This is a genomic window from Pseudomonas sp. UTLPPB19802 (assembly GCF_059730225.1).
Genome location: NZ_AP048545.1, coordinates 489,803 through 505,007, shown reverse-complemented (window position 1 = coordinate 505,007; position 15,205 = coordinate 489,803). Strand labels below are relative to the sequence as shown.

Sequence of the window (15,205 nt, the reverse complement as noted above, 5' to 3'; positions counted from 1 at the left end):
CATGAGTGTTGCCAGCCTCCAGCGCCCGCAGGCCGAAGCGCCACGCGAGGCCGAACAGACCGAGCTGCACCCTGATCTCAACCGGGCCCACGTGCGCTTCATCGGCGTGGGCAAGACCTACGACGGCCACCACGGTCCGGTCAATGCCTTGCAGGGCATCGACCTGGCGATCCAGTGCGGCGAGGTGTTCGGCATCATCGGTCGCAGCGGTGCCGGCAAGTCGTCGCTGATCCGCACCATCAACCGCCTGGAGCAACCCACGTCGGGGCGGGTGCTGATCGACCAGGTGGACATCGGCGAGTTCGACGAGGATCGCCTGGTGGAATTGCGCCGGCGGATCGGCATGATCTTCCAGCACTTCAACCTGATGTCGGCCAAGACCGTCTGGCAGAACGTCGAGCTGCCGCTGAAGGTGGCCGGTGTACCCAGGCTGGCGCGCGAGCAGAAGGTGCGCGAGCTGCTGGAACTGGTGGGCCTGCGGGACAAGCACAAGGCCTATCCGGCGCAGCTGTCCGGTGGGCAGAAGCAGCGGGTGGGGATCGCTCGGGCGCTGGTCCATGACCCGGCGATCCTGCTGTGTGACGAAGCCACTTCGGCGCTCGACCCGGAGACCACCCAGTCGATTCTCGGCCTGCTGCGCGAGATCAACCGGCGCCTGGGCCTGACCGTAGTCTTGATCACCCATGAGATGGCGGTGATCCGCGAGATCTGCGACCGCGTGGTGGTGCTTGAGCACGGCCGGGTGGTCGAGCAGGGGCCGGTGTGGCAGGTGTTTGGCGATCCGCAACATGAGGTCAGCCGGACCTTGCTCGCGCCGTTGCAGCACGCGCTGCCGGAGGAGTTGCAGGGTCGCCTGCGGGCACAGCCGGAATCGACAGAAGCGGAGGTGGTGTTGCGCCTGCAGTTCACCGGCAGCGCCAGTGACGAGCCGGACCTGGCCGCACTGTTCAGTGCCTTGGGCGGGCGGGTGCGGCTGTTGCAGGGTGGCGTCGAGCGGATTCAGGGGCACGCCTTGGGGCAACTGCTGCTATCGGTGAGCGGATCGCCGCTGGACGCCGAGGCGCTGAGCCAGCGTGCGGCCGGTTGGGCACAACAGGTGGAGGTACTCGGCTATGTGGCTTGATCGGTTGTGGCAGGGGGTGATCGACACCTTCCTGATGGTCGGCGTGTCGTCGTTGATCGCGCTGTTGCTGGGCATTCCGCTGGCGGTGATCCTGGTCACCAGCCACAAGGGCGGAATTTACGAGGCACCGGCGGTGAATCGGGTATTGGGAGCGTTCGTGAACCTGTTCCGCTCGATTCCGTTCCTGATCCTGATGGTGGCGCTGATCCCGTTCACCCGACTGATCGTCGGCACCACCTATGGCGTGTGGGCGGCGGTGGTGCCGCTGACGATTGCGGCGACACCGTTCTTTGCACGGATCGCCGAGGTCAGCCTGCGCGAGGTCGATCATGGTTTGATCGAAGCGGCGCAGGCCATGGGCTGCCGGCGCTGGCATATCGTCTGGCACGTGCTGCTGCCCGAGGCGTTGCCGGGGATCGTCGGCGGTTTCACCATCACCCTGGTGACGATGATCAACTCCTCGGCAATGGCCGGCGCGATTGGTGCGGGTGGCCTGGGAGACATCGCCTACCGCTATGGCTACCAGCGCTTCGACAGCCAGGTGATGCTGACGGTGATCGTGTTGCTGGTGATCCTGGTAGCGGCAATCCAGTTCGGTGGGGATCGGTTGGCGCGGGTGCTCAACAAGCGCTGATTCGGGTGGCGACTTCGCGGGCAAGCCCTGCTCAGTGCTGTGTCGTATACGAATCTCGTGTTTGACAAAGCCCTGCAGGAGCGTGGCTTGCCCGCGAAGGGGTCCTCCCAGGCACAGCAAGAATTCGCGGGGTGATATATTCAGATCACCCACCCCAAAGCGCAGATCCTCGATGAAAACCCTCGGCCCCGACGACCTCCACCAGATCGCCTCCACCACCCTCGGTCACTACAACCGTACCGCCGAAGGTTTCCGCGAAGGCACCCGCGACCACGACGTCAGCCAGAACATCGACGCCCTGTTGCGTCACATCCAGGGCATGGCGCCGTTCACCATCCTCGATTTCGGCTGCGGTCCCGGTCGCGACCTCAAGACCTTTACCCGCCTCGGCCACACCGCCGTCGGCCTCGACGGTACCGAGCGTTTCGCGCAGATGGCCCGTGAGGACAGCGGTTGCGAGGTGCTGCAACAGAACTTCCTCGAACTGGATCTGCCGGCGCAGTGTTTCGACGGCATCTTTGCCAATGCCGTGCTGTTCCACGTCCCGCTGCAGGAGTTGCCGCGTGTCCTTGGGCAACTGCATGCCACGCTCAAGCCAGGTGGCGTACTGTTCAGCTCCAACCCGCGTGGGGAGAACCAGGAGGGCTGGAATGGCGAGCGATATGGTTCGTACCACGACCTGGAGTCCTGGCGAGAATTGCTGACGGCGGCGGGCTTCGTCGAGTTGGAACACTACTACCGTCCTGCCGGCTTGCCGCGTGAACAGCAGCCGTGGTTGGCGAGTGTCTGGCGCAAGTCCTAGAGGCTCGGCGATGTCGGCGTTGGATTGTCCATCCAGGACGGACAGTCAAACCGGTTTGAGCCGCTTTTTCCTTTTTCGGCGACTCATTAATCTGGTCACAAGTTGAACGACACAGCTTCTAACCACTTAACGAAAAAGGATTCCCCCATGAGCAAGCCAACCTACAACCGCCTGAACAAAGACGACGCCGTAGTCCTGCTGGTCGACCACCAGACCGGCCTGATTTCCCTGGTGCAGGACTTCTCGCCGAACGAGTTCAAGAACAACGTGTTGGCGTTGGCTGACCTGGCCAAGTTCTTCGACCTGCCGACCGTGCTGACCACCAGCTTCGAGCAAGGCCCGAACGGCCCACTGGTTCCGGAACTGAAGGAGATGTTCCCGGATGCGCCGTACATTGCCCGTCCAGGCCAGATCAATGCCTGGGACAACGAAGATTTCGTGAAAGCGATCAAGGCCACCGGCCGCAAGCAACTGATCATTGCCGGTGTGGTGACGGACGTTTGCGTGGCCTTCCCGACCTTGTCGGCCCTGGCTGAAGGTTTTGATGTGTTCGTGGTGACGGATGCTTCCGGTACCTTCAACGAAACCGTGCAGCAGGCCGCGTGGAACCGCATGACCCAGGCTGGCGCGCAGATGATGAACTGGTTCTCGGTGGCCTGTGAGCTGCACCGCGACTGGCGCAACGATATCGAAGGTCTGGGCAACCTGCTGTCGCAGCGTATCCCGAACTACCGCAACCTGATGAACAGCTACGCGGCACTGACTGCCCGCTAATCCACCAAAAACCACCAGGCCCGCCTTCGAGCGGGCCTTTTGTTTTTCTGCAGCCCCACACCGTTTCGGCGTGCTGCATACCTCTGTGGCGAGCGGGCTTGTCGGGACGCCGCACCGCCGCGCTCGGCTGCGCAGCAGCCGTAAAACCAGACGACCCGATTCCATCCGAAGTATCGCGGTGTCTGGTTTCAGGAGCGCTACGCGCTCCAGCGCGAGCAAGCCCGCTCGCCACAGGGACTGCGGTGTGCCCGATGTTTCAGTGTTGCTGGCCCAGCAACCCGTCCACCTGGCTTTGCGCCAACTCGATCAGATGCACCGCAGCCATCGCCAAGTGACGCGGCATACCGCTCAACTGTTCGGCAGACTCATACGCGGTGGCGGCTGCAGAGCGCAGGATCGAGTCGAGGTTGTTCAGGGTGTCTTCGAGGTGGGATGTTTTGCTGATGGAATCTGCTGGTAGTTCGTAATGGGCGAAGGCGCGTTCAGCGGCTTCGGCATCCATGAAGGATGCATTTTGCACCGGCGGATCGGGAACGATGGTTTTCATGACAACTCCTTGATTGATGGAGCCGACACTGATCGCTACCAAACGATATGGGTGGCGGCTATGCGCAGGTTGGTAGACCGGGAATCAAGGAACCCAGCGCACTCGAAAGTGCCCTGCGCACAGCCACCATGGACGACAGTCGCGGGCAAGAAATGCCAACGAAAAATCCACTAGAGTGGCGTCATGCGCCTTGATTGTTCTCGGGCTACCAAACCCGATCACCGCGTGTTCGCAGTGACAGGTCCAAGCCTAGGTCCCGCAGATCGACAGGCGCAAGCCGAAAGGATTTTCTAGGAAACTTCAGGCGAGGGAAAGGGAATCGTCTTGCTGGTGGGTCTTGGCGCCTGCAACAAGAATGTATCCAACGGTCGTAGTGAGTTGACATCAACGTCATCTGTGGCACTCTAAAAGAACTACTCAGCCCCGTACGCAGCGATTCAGTTCGCTGGCTGTTGGGGTGAAAAAACCGGCCTTGTGCCGGTTTTTTCGTTTCAAGAGACGGAGATATGATTCTGAAGCTGGGCTGCGTCGGTCGATCACCCAAAAAAGAAAACCCCGGAGGGCCTTGGCCTTCCGGGGTCGTTTGGCGCCACCGCTTACAGCTTGGCGATCGACACCTCGGTGGATTTCACGAAGGCGATCACTTCGCTGCCGATTTCCAGTTCCAGTTCCTTGACCGAACGGGTGGTGATCACCGAGGTGACGATGCCGGAAGCGGTCTGGACGTCGATTTCCGACAGAACGTCGCCGGTGACGATTTCCTTGACGGTGCCCTTGAACTGGTTGCGCACGTTGATGGCTTTGATGGTCATGGCGTTGATTCCTGTCTTTGATTGAGTAGGCAAGGCTTGATTACAGCGCCCAGCGCAGTTGCGTGGGCAAGGGTGAAACAGGTTCCGGCTCGGGTGGCACGCCAGGCAGTGACAGCACCCGGTTCAACACTTCGGTCTCCAGCGCCGCCAGGCGATGGGAACCCCGCACCCGAGGGCGCGGCAGTTCGACGTGCAGGTCGAGGCCGACCTGGCCGTCTTCGATCAGGATCACCCGATCGGCAATGGCCACGGCTTCGCTGACGTCGTGGGTCACCAGCAGCACGGTAAAACCATGCTGCTGCCAAAGGCGTTCGATCAGTTGCTGCATCTCGATCCGGGTCAGGGCATCCAGCGCCCCCAGCGGTTCGTCGAGCAGCAGCAGGCGAGGTTGGTGAATCAGGGCGCGGGCCAGGGCGACGCGCTGTTTCTGGCCGCCGGACAGACCCGCCGGCCACTCGTTGGCGCGATCGGCCAGGCCGACCGCTTCCAGGGCTTGCAGGGCCTGTGGACGCCAGTTGCCCTTGAGGCCGAGGCCGACGTTGTCGATGACTTTTTTCCATGGCAGCAGGCGCGCTTCCTGGAACATCAGCCGGGTGTCTTCGCGGGCGTCGCTCAGCGGCGCCGAACCGGCCAGCAGGTCGCCAGCGGTGGGCTTGTCGAGACCGGCCAGCAAGCGCAGCAGGGTGCTCTTGCCGCAGCCACTGCGGCCGACCACGGCAACGAATTGTCCGGCCGGGATGTGCAGGTCGATCTCGCGCAGCACCTGGCGCTCGCCGAAGGTTTTCTGCAGTTTGCGCGCCGCCAGCGGAATGCCTTGCAGCAGGCGTGGAGGTTGTTGGGCTGTCATGCTGCACCGCCTTTGGTCTGGTAAGCCGGATGCCAGCGCAGCCAGACGCGCTCCAGGCCGCGTGCCGCGAGATCGGCGAGCTTGCCAAGCACCGCGTAGAGCACGATGGCCAGCACCACCACGTCGGTTTGCAGGAACTCCCGGGCGTTCATCGCTAGGTAGCCGATGCCGGAGCTGGCCGAGATGGTTTCGGCGACGATCAGCGTCAACCACATGAAACCGAGGGCGAAGCGCACGCCCACCAGGATCGACGGCAGCGCGCCCGGCAGGATCACCTGGCGGAACAGGCTGAAGCCGGACAGGCCGTAGCTGCGCGACATTTCCACCAGCGCCGGGTCGACGTTGCGGATGCCGTGGTAGGTGTTGAGGTAGATCGGGAACAGGGTGCCGAGGGCGACCAGGAAAATTTTCGCCGACTCGTCGATGCCGAACCACAGGATGACCAGTGGGATCAGCGCCAGGTGTGGCACGTTGCGGATCATCTGCACTGAGCTGTCGAGCAGGCGTTCGCCCCATTTCGACAGGCCGGTGATGAAGCCCAGGGCCAGGCCGATGCTGCCGCCGATGATGAAGCCGAGGCCGGCCCGCCAGCCGCTGATGGCCAGGTGGGTCCAGATGTCGCCGCTCTGTACCAGGGCGACGCCGGCTTCGACCACCGCGCTCGGTGCGGGCAGGATCCGCGTCGACAGCCAGCCGGCCGAGACCGACAGTTGCCACACCGCCAGCAACAGTATCGGCAGGGCCCAGGGCGCGAGCCGGTGGGTGATTCGGGTAAGGGTCGTCATGGTGCGGCCTCAGCTCTGGGAGACGGCTTTGGGCAGGATGTCATTGGCGACCATCTCACCGAAGGGGCTGACGTAACCGGCGCTTTGCGGCCGCTCCGGACGTTCGATGTCCAGGTGCGGGAACAGCAGTTCGGCGACCCGGTAGGACTCTTCCAGGTGCGGGTAGCCGGAGAAGATGAAGGTGTCGATGCCCAGGGCTGCGTATTCCTTGACCCGTGCCGCCACGGTCGGGCCGTCGCCGACCAGCGCGGTGCCGGCACCGCCACGCACCAGGCCGACGCCGGCCCACAGGTTGGGGCTGACTTCCAGCTTGTCGCGGTTGCCACCGTGCAACGCGGCCATGCGCTGCTGGCCGACGGAGTCGAAGCGCGCCAGGGATTTCTGTGCACGGGCGATGGTGTCGTCGTCCAGGTGCGAGATGAGTTTTTCCGCGGCCTTCCAGGCTTCGGCATTGGTTTCGCGGACGATCACGTGCAGGCGGATGCCGAAGCGCACGGTACGGCCCTGTTTGGCGGCCTTGGCCCGCACCTGTTCGACCTTCTCGGCGACGGCGGCCGGTGGCTCGCCCCAGGTCAGGACCATGTCGACCTGTTCGGCGGCCAGGTCCTGGGCGGCTTCCGAAGAACCGCCGAAGTACAGCGGCGGACGCGGTTGCTGCAGTGGTGGATAGAGCAGCTTGGCGCCCTTCACGCTGATGTGCTGGCCGTCGTAGTCGACAGTCTCGCCTTCCAGGACCCGGCGCCAGATGCGGGTGAATTCCACCGAGGCCTGGTAGCGCTCTTCGTGGTTGAGGAACAGGCCGTCACCGGCCAGTTCATCCGGGTCGCCACCGGTCACCAGGTTGAACAGCGCGCGGCCGCCGGAGAGCCGGTCGAGGGTCGCCGCCTGGCGTGCCGCCACGGTCGGGGAAATGATCCCGGGGCGCAGGGCGACGAGGAATTTCAGCCGTTGGGTCACCGGAATCAGCGAGGCGGCCACCAGCCAGGAGTCCTCGCAGGAACGTCCGGTGGGGATCAGTACGCCGCCGAAACCAAGGCGATCGGCGGCCTGTGCCACCTGTTGCAGATAACCGTGGTCGACGGCGCGGGCGCCTTCGGCGGTGCCAAGGTAATGACCGTCGCCGTGGGTAGGCAGGAACCAGAAGATGTTGAGGCTCATGGAGTTGTCTCCTAAGGGATTCGTATGGTTCAAGGTGCGGTGGCCACGGCGGCCGGTGGAGTCCAGATCACGTCCTTGATGCTCAGCGGCTTGGGAATCAGCTTGAGCTGGTAGAAGCTGTCGGCGATTTTCTGCTGCGCGGCGACCACTTCCGGGGTGAGGAACTGTGCACCGTAGCCCTGGCGTTTCACCGAGGTCAGGGTGATGTCGGCGGGCAGGCCGAGCAGCGGTGCGACCTGGGCGGTGACTTCCTCGGGGTTGGCCTTGGACCAGTCGCCCACGGCACGGACTTCTTCGACCAGGGCCTTGATCACTTCGGGGTGTTTTTCCGCGTAGGGACGGGTCGCCAGGTAGAACTGGTTGTTGTCCACCAGGCCCTTGCCGTCACGCAGGGTGTGGGCCTTGAGCTGTTGCTCGGCGGCGGCCTGGTAGGGGTCCCAGATTACCCAGGCGTCGACGCTGCCACGCTCGAAGGCGGCGCGGGCATCGGCGGGCGGCAGGTAGACGGTCTGGATGTCGCTGTACTTGAGGCCGGCGTCTTCCAGGGCGCGGACCAGCAGGTAGTGCACGTTGGAACCCTTGTTGAGGACGACCTTCTTGCCCTTGAGTTCCTGCACCGACTTGATCGGCGAGTCCTTGGGAACCAGGATCGCTTCGCTGGTCGGTGCTGGCGGTTCGGAGGCGACATAAAGCAGGTTGGCGCCGGCGGCCTGGGCGAATACCGGCGGGGTCTCGCCGGTGACGCCGAAATCGATCGAGCCGACGTTCAGCCCTTCGAGCAGTTGCGGGCCGCCGGGGAACTCGGTCCATTGCACCTGCACGCCCTGGGCGGCGAGGCGTTTTTCCAGGCTGCCCTTGGCCTTGAGCAGGACCAGGGTGCCGTATTTCTGGTAACCGATCCGCAGGGTCTCGGCTTGAGCTTGGGTAATGGCGCCGAAGGTGACAGCCGCTGCAAACAGAGCGACCAGACCGCGACGCAAAATGACAGTGCGCATGGCGCTCTCCTTTTTGCAGTTGGGGTTTTGGCTGCACCTGCTTGCCCGTTGGCGGGCGAGTAAGGCCAGTACATCGATAAGCGGGTTGAAGCGGGCTAGATGCTCCAGCGGGCACTCAGCAGGCGATCGTTCAGCAGGGCCGGGTCCAGTGGCTTGGGTCGGCGGGCCAGGGCCCGATGGAACTGTTCCAGGGCTTCGCCCAGGCGTTGTTCCAGCGCCGGGGTCAATTGCGCCTGGGCGCTGCCTTCGCCGTAGGCGATCTGGCTGTCCTCGGCAAAGATGCCGTGGAGCATTTCCTGGGCCTTCAGTGCGGCGAGGACCGGCTTGAGCGCGTAGTCCACGGCGAGCATGTGGGCGATGCTGCCGCCGGTGGCCATCGGCAGTACCACCTTGTGGCTCAGGGCGCGTTCGGGCAGCAGGTCCAGCAGGGTTTTCAGGGCGCCGGAAAACGAGGCCTTGTACACCGGGGTGGCGATCACCAGGCCGTCGGCCTGCTCGATGTGTTGCAGCAGGTTGACGACCTGCGGGCTGCCGAAGCGAGCGTGAAGCAGGTCTTCGGCATTGAAATCACGGATCTGGTAGCTCACCACTTCGACGCCTTGCTGGTTGAGCCAGCGTTTGGCGTGGTCCAGCAGCACCCCGGAGCGCGATCGCTGGCTGGGGCTTCCTCCGAGTGTCACGACCAGCATGAAGGTCTTTCCTCAAACGTAGGGCGGCGATTCGCGGGTTGCGATCTCGCTTGGGTTGGGACAGACCTTACCAGTCATTTTATATATCCATAAATCTCATTTATTCATTTGTTTATTCTTAAAGTGAATATGTAAATGGCTTTGTTCCAGGCAAAAAAATAGGCCGTCAAAACGGCCTGAAAACCCCTGCTTTGTGAATCCCTGGAAGCCTGCGATCCCCGCGATTGAGTGCGAAGCGCTCGCAAATCCTGAGAACCCGTTTCATCAGGAACATTGCATCTGGCGATTTTACGACTGCTTCGCAGCCGATCGCGGGCAAGCCTCGCTCCTACAAGGGGGTGGGGCTTGCCCGCGAGATGGAAGTCAGCGGTTGGGCTGTGGCGTCAGGCGCAGGTACGGCTTCACCGCGCGGTAGCCTTTCGGGAAGCGTTTCTTGATCTCTTCCTCGTCCTTGAGCGACGGCACGATCACCACGTCGTCGCCGTCCTGCCAGTTGGCCGGGGTGGCAACCTTGTGGTTGTCGGTCAGTTGCAGCGAGTCGATCACCCGCAGGATCTCGTTGAAGTTGCGGCCGGTGCTCGCCGGGTAGGTGATGGTCAGCCGGATCTTCTTGTTCGGATCGATCACGAACAGCGAGCGCACGGTAAGGGTGTCGCTGGCGTTGGGATGGATCAGGTCGTACAGGTCGGAAACCTTGCGATCGGCGTCAGCCAGGATCGGGAAGTTGACGAGGGTGTGCTGGGTCTCGTTGATGTCTTCGATCCACTTGTGGTGCGAGTCCACCGGGTCCACGGACAGGGCGATGGCCTTGACGCCGCGCTGGGCGAAGTCGTCCTTGAGCTTGGCGGTGAAACCCAGCTCGGTGGTGCACACCGGGGTGAAGTCGGCCGGATGGGAAAACAGCACGCCCCAGCTGTCGCCAAGCCACTCGTGGAAACGGATCTTGCCGGCGCTGGAATCCTGTTCGAAATCGGGGGCGATGTCGCCAAGTCTGAGGCTCATGTGCTGCTCCTTGGGTGAAGGTTCATGAGGCCTACTGTGCCTTGAGTGAGGATTATTTAAAAAGAATAAATATTGATTTATTTAGAAGATAAAGAAATATTAAAAAGTTCTTCATTGGACGCCGCAAGCGGCCAGGCGCACTCTTGTCCACAGCTTGTGAGAGGGCTAAGGGGATGTAACTCAGTGGAGTACCAAACGCCGCGATGTTGAGGTTTGGCGTGGGGTCGAAGCTGAAGAGTAGTGCTGTATGCAAGACGTGAAGCACTCGGCCCGGTATTGCACCGGGCCGAGTGTGGATCTTTCTACCAGCCGATCACGCGCTTCTTACAGCAGCGGAATCGAGTAGCTGACGATCAGGCGGTTCTCGTCCTGCGAACGGGTGTTCGGCAGGTCGGTACGCCACATCGCGTTTTTCCAGGCGAAGCCCAGGTTCTTGAAAGTACCTTCCGGTACGACATAGGCCAGGCTGATGTCGCGTTCCCACTCGGAACTACCGTTGGCACGTGCACCCGAAACGATGGTGTCGATGTTGTCGCCACGCAGGTAAACGACGCCAGCGGTCAGGCCAGGCACACCCACTTTGGCGAAGTCATAGGCGTAGCGAGCCTGCCAGGTACGCTCGCCGGCACGGGCGAACTTCTGGATCTGCACGTCGGTGGTGGTGCTGTTGGACGAGCCGTCACCCTGGTTCAGCCAAGGGAAGTCACTGTCACCCTTGGTGTACTGGTAGCCAGCACCGAAGGTGTGACCTTCAACCGAGTACAGGGCCAGGTAGCTGTACAGGTCGTTGTCGACCTTGCCCTTGACCTTGGTGGCGTTGGTGGTGTGATCCGAGTACCAGCCAGTGGTGTAGTAGTTGGCGGTGTCGCCATTGGCGCCGTTGTCGCGGCTGCGGTAGTAGCGCAGATCGCTCTTCAGCACGCCAGGACCGATTGCCCAGTTGTGCACCAGGCCCAGGAAGTTCTGCGAGTAGAAGTCCTTCAGCTCACCGTAGTAGTACGAAGCGGTCAGGTCCTTGGTGATCTTGTAGTCTGCGCCACCGTAGTAGAACTTGTTGCTGTCACGAGCGGCAGCGGTAGTACCGTTGGCGCCAGCGAGCGACAGGCTCTGGTCGTTGGTGGAGTTACGGCCCTTGGCCGAGTTGATCAGACCGCCGGTCAGGGTCAGATCCTTGATTTCGTTCGACTTGATCTCGCCGCCGGTGAAGGTTTGTGGCAGCAGGCGACCGTCGTTGGTCTTGATGACCGGGTTGTTTGGCTGCAGGGTACCGATCTTCAGTTCGGTCTGGGAGACCTTGACCTTGCCGGTCAGGCCCAGGCTTGCGAAGTCTGGTACTGCGCCATTCTGGCCATTGGTCGGGAACACGGTGCCGCCGTTGGCAGCGCCGTTGGCGTTACCGCTCTTGTCACGGCTGGAGTCCAGACGGACGCCGTACAGGCCGATGGCGTCAACGCCGAATTGGACGGTGCCTTGGGTGTAACCCGAGATGAAGCGCAGATCGAAGCCTTGGCCCCATTCTTCGTTCTTGTTGCGGCTGGTGGCGGTGTTGGCGCCATCGCGGTTATCGGTATTGATGTAGAAGTTGCGCAGACCCAGAGTGGCCTTGCTGTCTTCGATAAAACCTGCGGCGCTTGCCTGCTGCGCCAGAACCCCTACGGCCACAGCCAGGGCCAAAGTGGACTTCTTCATTGGTCTTGCTCCTCTCATTTCTAATTTTTGTATTTCTAGGCTCGGGATCTGCGTCCCTTTGGCGCCACAGATTGCGCGATTAGCGCCGGATCGTGACTGGTAAGTCAATCGTAACAAACCATGTCTACGACTTTGGTCTAACCGCTGTGATTTGGTCCGTGCAGGGTAATGACTTTGTCATAAACCCAAAAAGAATCATTTCATCCTTTTTCAGACGATTCAGGAATATCGCGCTCCATCGAGCCGCATCGCCAGAGGTTCTTATCGACCGCCGGGCTCATTCCTGAAAAGTATTTTTTGCCTCTTTTTTAAAACCACAGACGGGGCGTAACAGTCTCCGTACGTCATGAGCGATCAAAAAGGCGACGCAATCATGGCGAAACGCTGCTACTCCCGTCAATTTATTACAGCATTTGTCGCAGCAAGAACGCCACGTGACTGTCACATTCCGACGTCCGGTCCGGGTGATGACTCATGGGGCGAACTGGAAACCATAGACCAGGGAAGGCCGCGCTGCCACCTGGCCTGCCGGTGAAGGTGTGGGAGGGCCACGGTTTACGGGGACATGACAGGCCTATTTACTCTCATAAGCTAATGTGAATAAGTTATTTATTTTAAGATTCTTAGATCATTTAGTCTTCTCGACACGCCGAGTCCCCGGTCATCCGTCGAGGAGCTTCTCCCATGAAACCCAATTCCCCACTCCGCCTGCTGGCGGCCTTGTCCCTGGCCGGGGCCAGCCTGTTCGCACAGGCCGCCGACCTTACCGTGGCCTACCAGACCACCGTCGATCCGGCCAAGGTCGCCCAGGCCGATGGCACCTATGAAAAAGTCACCCAGGCCAAGATCGACTGGCGCAAGTTCGAGAATGGCGCGGACGTCATCTCGGCCATCGCCTCGGGCGATGTGCAGATCGGCTACCTGGGTTCCAGCCCGCTGACCGCGGCGATTACCCGCAAGGTACCGGTGGAAACCTTCCTGATCGCCACCCAGATCGGCGCTGCCGAGGCCCTGGTGGCCCGCGATGGTTCCGGGATCAACTCGCCCCAGGACCTGGTGGGCAAGAAAGTCGCCGTGCCGTTCGTCTCCACCGGCCACTACAGCCTGCTGGCTGCTCTGAAGCACTGGAACATCGATCCAGCGAAAGTGCAGATTCTCAACCTCGCACCGCCAGCCATCGTCTCTGCCTGGAAGCGCGGCGATATCGACGCGACTTATGTCTGGGACCCAGCCCTGGGCGTCGCCAAGGAAAACGGCAAGGTGCTGATCACCTCTGGTGAGCTGGCGAAACTCGGTGCGCCGACGTTCGACGCCTGGATCGTGCGCAAGGACTTTGCCGAGAAGCACCCGGAAATCGTCAAGGCGTTCGCCAAGGTCACGCTGGATGCCTACGCCCAGTATCGCAAGGACCCACAAGCCTGGCTGGCTGACAAAGGCAACGTCGACAAGCTGGTCAAGCTCTCGGGCGCCAAGGCCGCCGACATTCCGCTGCTGCTGCAAGGCAACGTCTACCCGCTGGCGGCTGACCAGGTCACTGTCCTCGGCAAGCCGACTGCCCAGGCAATCACCGATACCGCGGCGTTCTTGAAGGAACAGGGCAAGGTCGAAGCGGTCCTGCCGGACTACGCGCCGTACGTCAGCGCCAAATTCATCACCCACTGATCCACCGAGCCTGATTGCTCAAGCCCAGACTGAGGAGCCCTTCGCCATGGCCTTGTTACAACTGGAGCGCATCAGCGCACAGTACCCCGGTGCGGCCGAGCCGGTGTTGTCGGATATTTCCCTCAGTCTGGGGCCCCAGCAGCTGCTGGTGGCCCTCGGGCCGTCGGGCAGCGGCAAGACCTCGCTGCTGAACCTGATCGCCGGGTTCGTCGAGCCGAGTGCCGGGCGCATCACCCTCGATGGTGTGCCGGTCAAGGGACCGAGTGCCGAGCGCGGCGTGGTGTTCCAGGACGATGCGCTGCTGCCCTGGCAGGATGTGCTGGCCAATGTCGGCTTCGGCCTGGAACTGGCGGGCGTATCCCGTGAGCAACGCGAAGCCCGTGCTCGGGAAATGCTTGCGCTGGTCGATCTGGCGAGCTTCGACCAGCGGCGTATCTGGCAGCTCTCCGGTGGCCAGAAGCAGCGCGTCGGCCTGGCCCGCGCCCTCGCCGCAGACCCGCGCGTGTTGCTGATGGACGAGCCGTTCGGCGCCCTCGATGCCTTTACCCGCGAGCAGATGCAGGAGCTGTTGCTGCAGGTCTGGCAGCGCACCGCCAAGCCGGTGTTTCTGATTACCCACGATATTGAAGAAGCGGTGTTTCTCGCCACCGACCTGATCCTGTTGGCGCCGAATCCCGGCCGGGTGGTGGAGCATCTGCGCCTGGACTTCGGCCAGCGCTACAGCGCCGGCGAGTCGGCCCGTTCGATCAAGTCCGATCCACGTTTTATCGAAACCCGCGAGCACGTGCTTGCCCGCGTGTTCTCCCAGCGCAGCGCCAGCCCACGGCAGGAGTTCGTATGAGCAGCTATGAATTGCCGGCGACCACCACCGCCAAGTCGCCCACCCCTGTGGCGCGGCGCAGCCTGAGTACCCGCTGGATCAGCGTACTGACCCTGTTGGCTCTGATTGCCTTGTGGTGGGCCGTTACCGCGTATGGCGTGATCGAACCGCTGTTTCTGCCGCCGCCCTCGGCGGTGCTGGAAAAAGGCTGGCTGCTGGCAACCAAGGGCTACATGGACTCGACCCTCTGGCAGCACCTCGGCGCCAGCCTCGGCCGTATCGGCCTGGCCCTGGGCATCGCGGTGCTGACGGCTATTCCGGTGGGCATCGCCATCGGCCACAACCGGGTTGCCCGCGGCATTCTCGACCCGCTGATCGAGTTCTACCGGCCGATCCCGCCGCTGGCCTATCTGCCGCTGATCGTGATCTGGTGCGGTATCGGCGAGCTGTCGAAAGTCCTGCTGATCTACCTGGCGATCTTCGCCCCGATCGCCATCGCGACCGCTACCGGCGTGCGCACCGTCGATGCGGCCAAGCTGCGTGCGGCGCTGTCGCTGGGAGCGACCCGGACACAGCTGATTCGCTACGTGATCCTGCCCAGCGCCTTGCCGGACATTCTTACCGGCGTGCGCATCGGGTTGGGCGTCGGCTGGTCGACGCTGGTCGCCGCCGAACTGATCGCAGCCACCAGTGGCCTGGGCTTCATGGTCCAGTCGGCGGCGCAGTTCCTGGTAACCGATGTGGTGGTGCTGGGCATCCTGGTCATCGCCCTGATCGCCTTCGCCATGGAGATGGGCCTGCGCGCCCTGCAACGCAAGCTGGTGCCGTGGCACGGCCAGGCTCACTGACAGACTTGACCCTGCCGA

16 protein-coding genes are annotated in these 15,205 nt (G+C 62.3%); 7 read left to right on the top strand and 9 right to left on the bottom strand.

The annotated features are described in order from the left end of the window. Position 1: 1 nt before the first annotated feature. The 4 genes from AC6I6U_RS02310 (at position 2) to ycaC (ending at position 3,333) form a co-directional block, all read left to right on the top strand. Positions 2–1,123 carry a methionine ABC transporter ATP-binding protein gene (locus AC6I6U_RS02310; protein ID WP_497880466.1) on the top strand — a complete coding sequence of 374 codons (1,122 nt, stop codon included), beginning with the start codon at positions 2–4 and terminating at the stop codon, positions 1,121–1,123. Then, positions 1,113–1,757 carry a methionine ABC transporter permease gene (locus tag AC6I6U_RS02305; protein WP_186689174.1) on the top strand — a complete coding sequence of 215 codons (645 nt, stop codon included), beginning with the start codon at positions 1,113–1,115 and terminating at the stop codon, positions 1,755–1,757. Before AC6I6U_RS02310 ends, AC6I6U_RS02305 begins: the two co-directional genes overlap by 11 nt. Before the next feature lie 172 nt (positions 1,758–1,929). Beyond that, positions 1,930–2,559, top strand: a complete 630-nt coding sequence (locus tag AC6I6U_RS02300; protein ID WP_497880465.1) for a class I SAM-dependent methyltransferase — start codon at positions 1,930–1,932, stop codon at positions 2,557–2,559. A gap of 147 nt (positions 2,560–2,706) precedes the next feature. After that, positions 2,707–3,333 (top strand): isochorismate family cysteine hydrolase YcaC, encoded by a 627-nt coding sequence (gene ycaC, locus AC6I6U_RS02295; protein ID WP_217838499.1) that lies wholly within the window; start codon positions 2,707–2,709, stop codon positions 3,331–3,333. 256 nt (positions 3,334–3,589) lie between these two features. Here the strand turns inward: ycaC and AC6I6U_RS02290 are convergent, their stop codons facing one another. From AC6I6U_RS02290 to AC6I6U_RS02250, 9 genes are all read right to left on the bottom strand, one after another. Next, complete coding sequence (locus AC6I6U_RS02290) at positions 3,590–3,880, bottom strand: DUF6124 family protein (RefSeq protein WP_497880464.1); 291 nt, start codon at positions 3,878–3,880, stop codon at positions 3,590–3,592. Between the two features lie 596 nt (positions 3,881–4,476). Then, positions 4,477–4,692, bottom strand: a complete 216-nt coding sequence (locus AC6I6U_RS02285) for a TOBE domain-containing protein (protein WP_017901475.1) — start codon at positions 4,690–4,692, stop codon at positions 4,477–4,479. Between the two features lie 40 nt (positions 4,693–4,732). Continuing rightward, the gene (gene ssuB, locus AC6I6U_RS02280) at positions 4,733–5,539 is read right to left on the bottom strand and encodes an aliphatic sulfonates ABC transporter ATP-binding protein (protein ID WP_497880463.1); all 807 of its coding nucleotides are present in this window, start codon (positions 5,537–5,539) and stop codon (positions 4,733–4,735) included. Further along, on the bottom strand, positions 5,536–6,324 hold the full coding sequence (gene ssuC / locus AC6I6U_RS02275) for an aliphatic sulfonate ABC transporter permease SsuC (RefSeq protein WP_497880462.1): 789 nt from the start codon (positions 6,322–6,324) through the stop codon (positions 5,536–5,538). The genes ssuB and ssuC overlap by 4 nt, the downstream gene beginning before the upstream one ends. 9 nt (positions 6,325–6,333) lie before the next feature. Then, a complete protein-coding gene (gene ssuD, locus AC6I6U_RS02270; protein ID WP_497880461.1) occupies positions 6,334–7,482 on the bottom strand; it encodes an FMNH2-dependent alkanesulfonate monooxygenase in 1,149 nt (382 codons plus the stop codon). A 29-nt stretch (positions 7,483–7,511) separates the two neighbouring features. Then, on the bottom strand, positions 7,512–8,477 hold the full coding sequence (locus AC6I6U_RS02265) for a sulfonate ABC transporter substrate-binding protein (protein ID WP_497880460.1): 966 nt from the start codon (positions 8,475–8,477) through the stop codon (positions 7,512–7,514). A 95-nt stretch (positions 8,478–8,572) separates the two neighbouring features. Then, positions 8,573–9,166 (bottom strand): NADPH-dependent FMN reductase, encoded by a 594-nt coding sequence (gene ssuE / locus AC6I6U_RS02260; RefSeq protein ID WP_497880459.1) that lies wholly within the window; start codon positions 9,164–9,166, stop codon positions 8,573–8,575. A gap of 363 nt (positions 9,167–9,529) precedes the next feature. Then, positions 9,530–10,168, bottom strand: coding sequence for a peroxiredoxin (locus tag AC6I6U_RS02255; protein ID WP_497880458.1), 639 nt, complete (start codon positions 10,166–10,168; stop codon positions 9,530–9,532). Positions 10,169–10,492: 324 nt separating this feature from the next. Further along, the gene (locus AC6I6U_RS02250; RefSeq protein WP_497880457.1) at positions 10,493–11,857 is read right to left on the bottom strand and encodes an OprD family porin; all 1,365 of its coding nucleotides are present in this window, start codon (positions 11,855–11,857) and stop codon (positions 10,493–10,495) included. Between the two features lie 684 nt (positions 11,858–12,541). Here AC6I6U_RS02250 and tauA point away from each other — a divergent pair. The 3 genes from tauA to tauC are packed head-to-tail and all read left to right on the top strand — an operon-like array spanning position 12,542 to position 15,187. Continuing rightward, positions 12,542–13,519 (top strand): taurine ABC transporter substrate-binding protein, encoded by a 978-nt coding sequence (gene tauA / locus AC6I6U_RS02245; RefSeq protein WP_497880456.1) that lies wholly within the window; start codon positions 12,542–12,544, stop codon positions 13,517–13,519. A 46-nt stretch (positions 13,520–13,565) separates the two neighbouring features. After that, positions 13,566–14,360: a taurine ABC transporter ATP-binding subunit gene (tauB, locus tag AC6I6U_RS02240; RefSeq protein WP_497880455.1), complete on the top strand. Its 795-nt coding sequence runs from the start codon at positions 13,566–13,568 to the stop codon at positions 14,358–14,360. Further along, positions 14,357–15,187: a taurine ABC transporter permease TauC gene (gene tauC / locus AC6I6U_RS02235; RefSeq protein ID WP_497880454.1), complete on the top strand. Its 831-nt coding sequence runs from the start codon at positions 14,357–14,359 to the stop codon at positions 15,185–15,187. Before tauB ends, tauC begins: the two co-directional genes overlap by 4 nt. Positions 15,188–15,205 lie beyond the last annotated feature (18 nt).

Coding starts and splice junctions, on each gene's coding strand:
- AC6I6U_RS02290 (WP_497880464.1), bottom strand. CDS start 3,880: ATGAAAACCATCGTTCCCGATCCGCCGGTGCAAAATGCATCCTTCATG.
- ssuE (WP_497880459.1), bottom strand. CDS start 9,166: ATGCTGGTCGTGACACTCGGAGGAAGCCCCAGCCAGCGATCGCGCTCC.
- ssuB (WP_497880463.1), bottom strand. CDS start 5,539: ATGACAGCCCAACAACCTCCACGCCTGCTGCAAGGCATTCCGCTGGCG.
- AC6I6U_RS02310 (WP_497880466.1), top strand. CDS start 2: ATGAGTGTTGCCAGCCTCCAGCGCCCGCAGGCCGAAGCGCCACGCGAG.
- tauB (WP_497880455.1), top strand. CDS start 13,566: ATGGCCTTGTTACAACTGGAGCGCATCAGCGCACAGTACCCCGGTGCG.
- AC6I6U_RS02250 (WP_497880457.1), bottom strand. CDS start 11,857: ATGAAGAAGTCCACTTTGGCCCTGGCTGTGGCCGTAGGGGTTCTGGCG.
- AC6I6U_RS02305 (WP_186689174.1), top strand. CDS start 1,113: ATGTGGCTTGATCGGTTGTGGCAGGGGGTGATCGACACCTTCCTGATG.
- ssuD (WP_497880461.1), bottom strand. CDS start 7,482: ATGAGCCTCAACATCTTCTGGTTCCTGCCTACCCACGGCGACGGTCAT.
- AC6I6U_RS02285 (WP_017901475.1), bottom strand. CDS start 4,692: ATGACCATCAAAGCCATCAACGTGCGCAACCAGTTCAAGGGCACCGTC.
- ycaC (WP_217838499.1), top strand. CDS start 2,707: ATGAGCAAGCCAACCTACAACCGCCTGAACAAAGACGACGCCGTAGTC.
- AC6I6U_RS02265 (WP_497880460.1), bottom strand. CDS start 8,477: ATGCGCACTGTCATTTTGCGTCGCGGTCTGGTCGCTCTGTTTGCAGCG.
- tauC (WP_497880454.1), top strand. CDS start 14,357: ATGAGCAGCTATGAATTGCCGGCGACCACCACCGCCAAGTCGCCCACC.
- AC6I6U_RS02300 (WP_497880465.1), top strand. CDS start 1,930: ATGAAAACCCTCGGCCCCGACGACCTCCACCAGATCGCCTCCACCACC.
- AC6I6U_RS02255 (WP_497880458.1), bottom strand. CDS start 10,168: ATGAGCCTCAGACTTGGCGACATCGCCCCCGATTTCGAACAGGATTCC.
- ssuC (WP_497880462.1), bottom strand. CDS start 6,324: ATGACGACCCTTACCCGAATCACCCACCGGCTCGCGCCCTGGGCCCTG.
- tauA (WP_497880456.1), top strand. CDS start 12,542: ATGAAACCCAATTCCCCACTCCGCCTGCTGGCGGCCTTGTCCCTGGCC.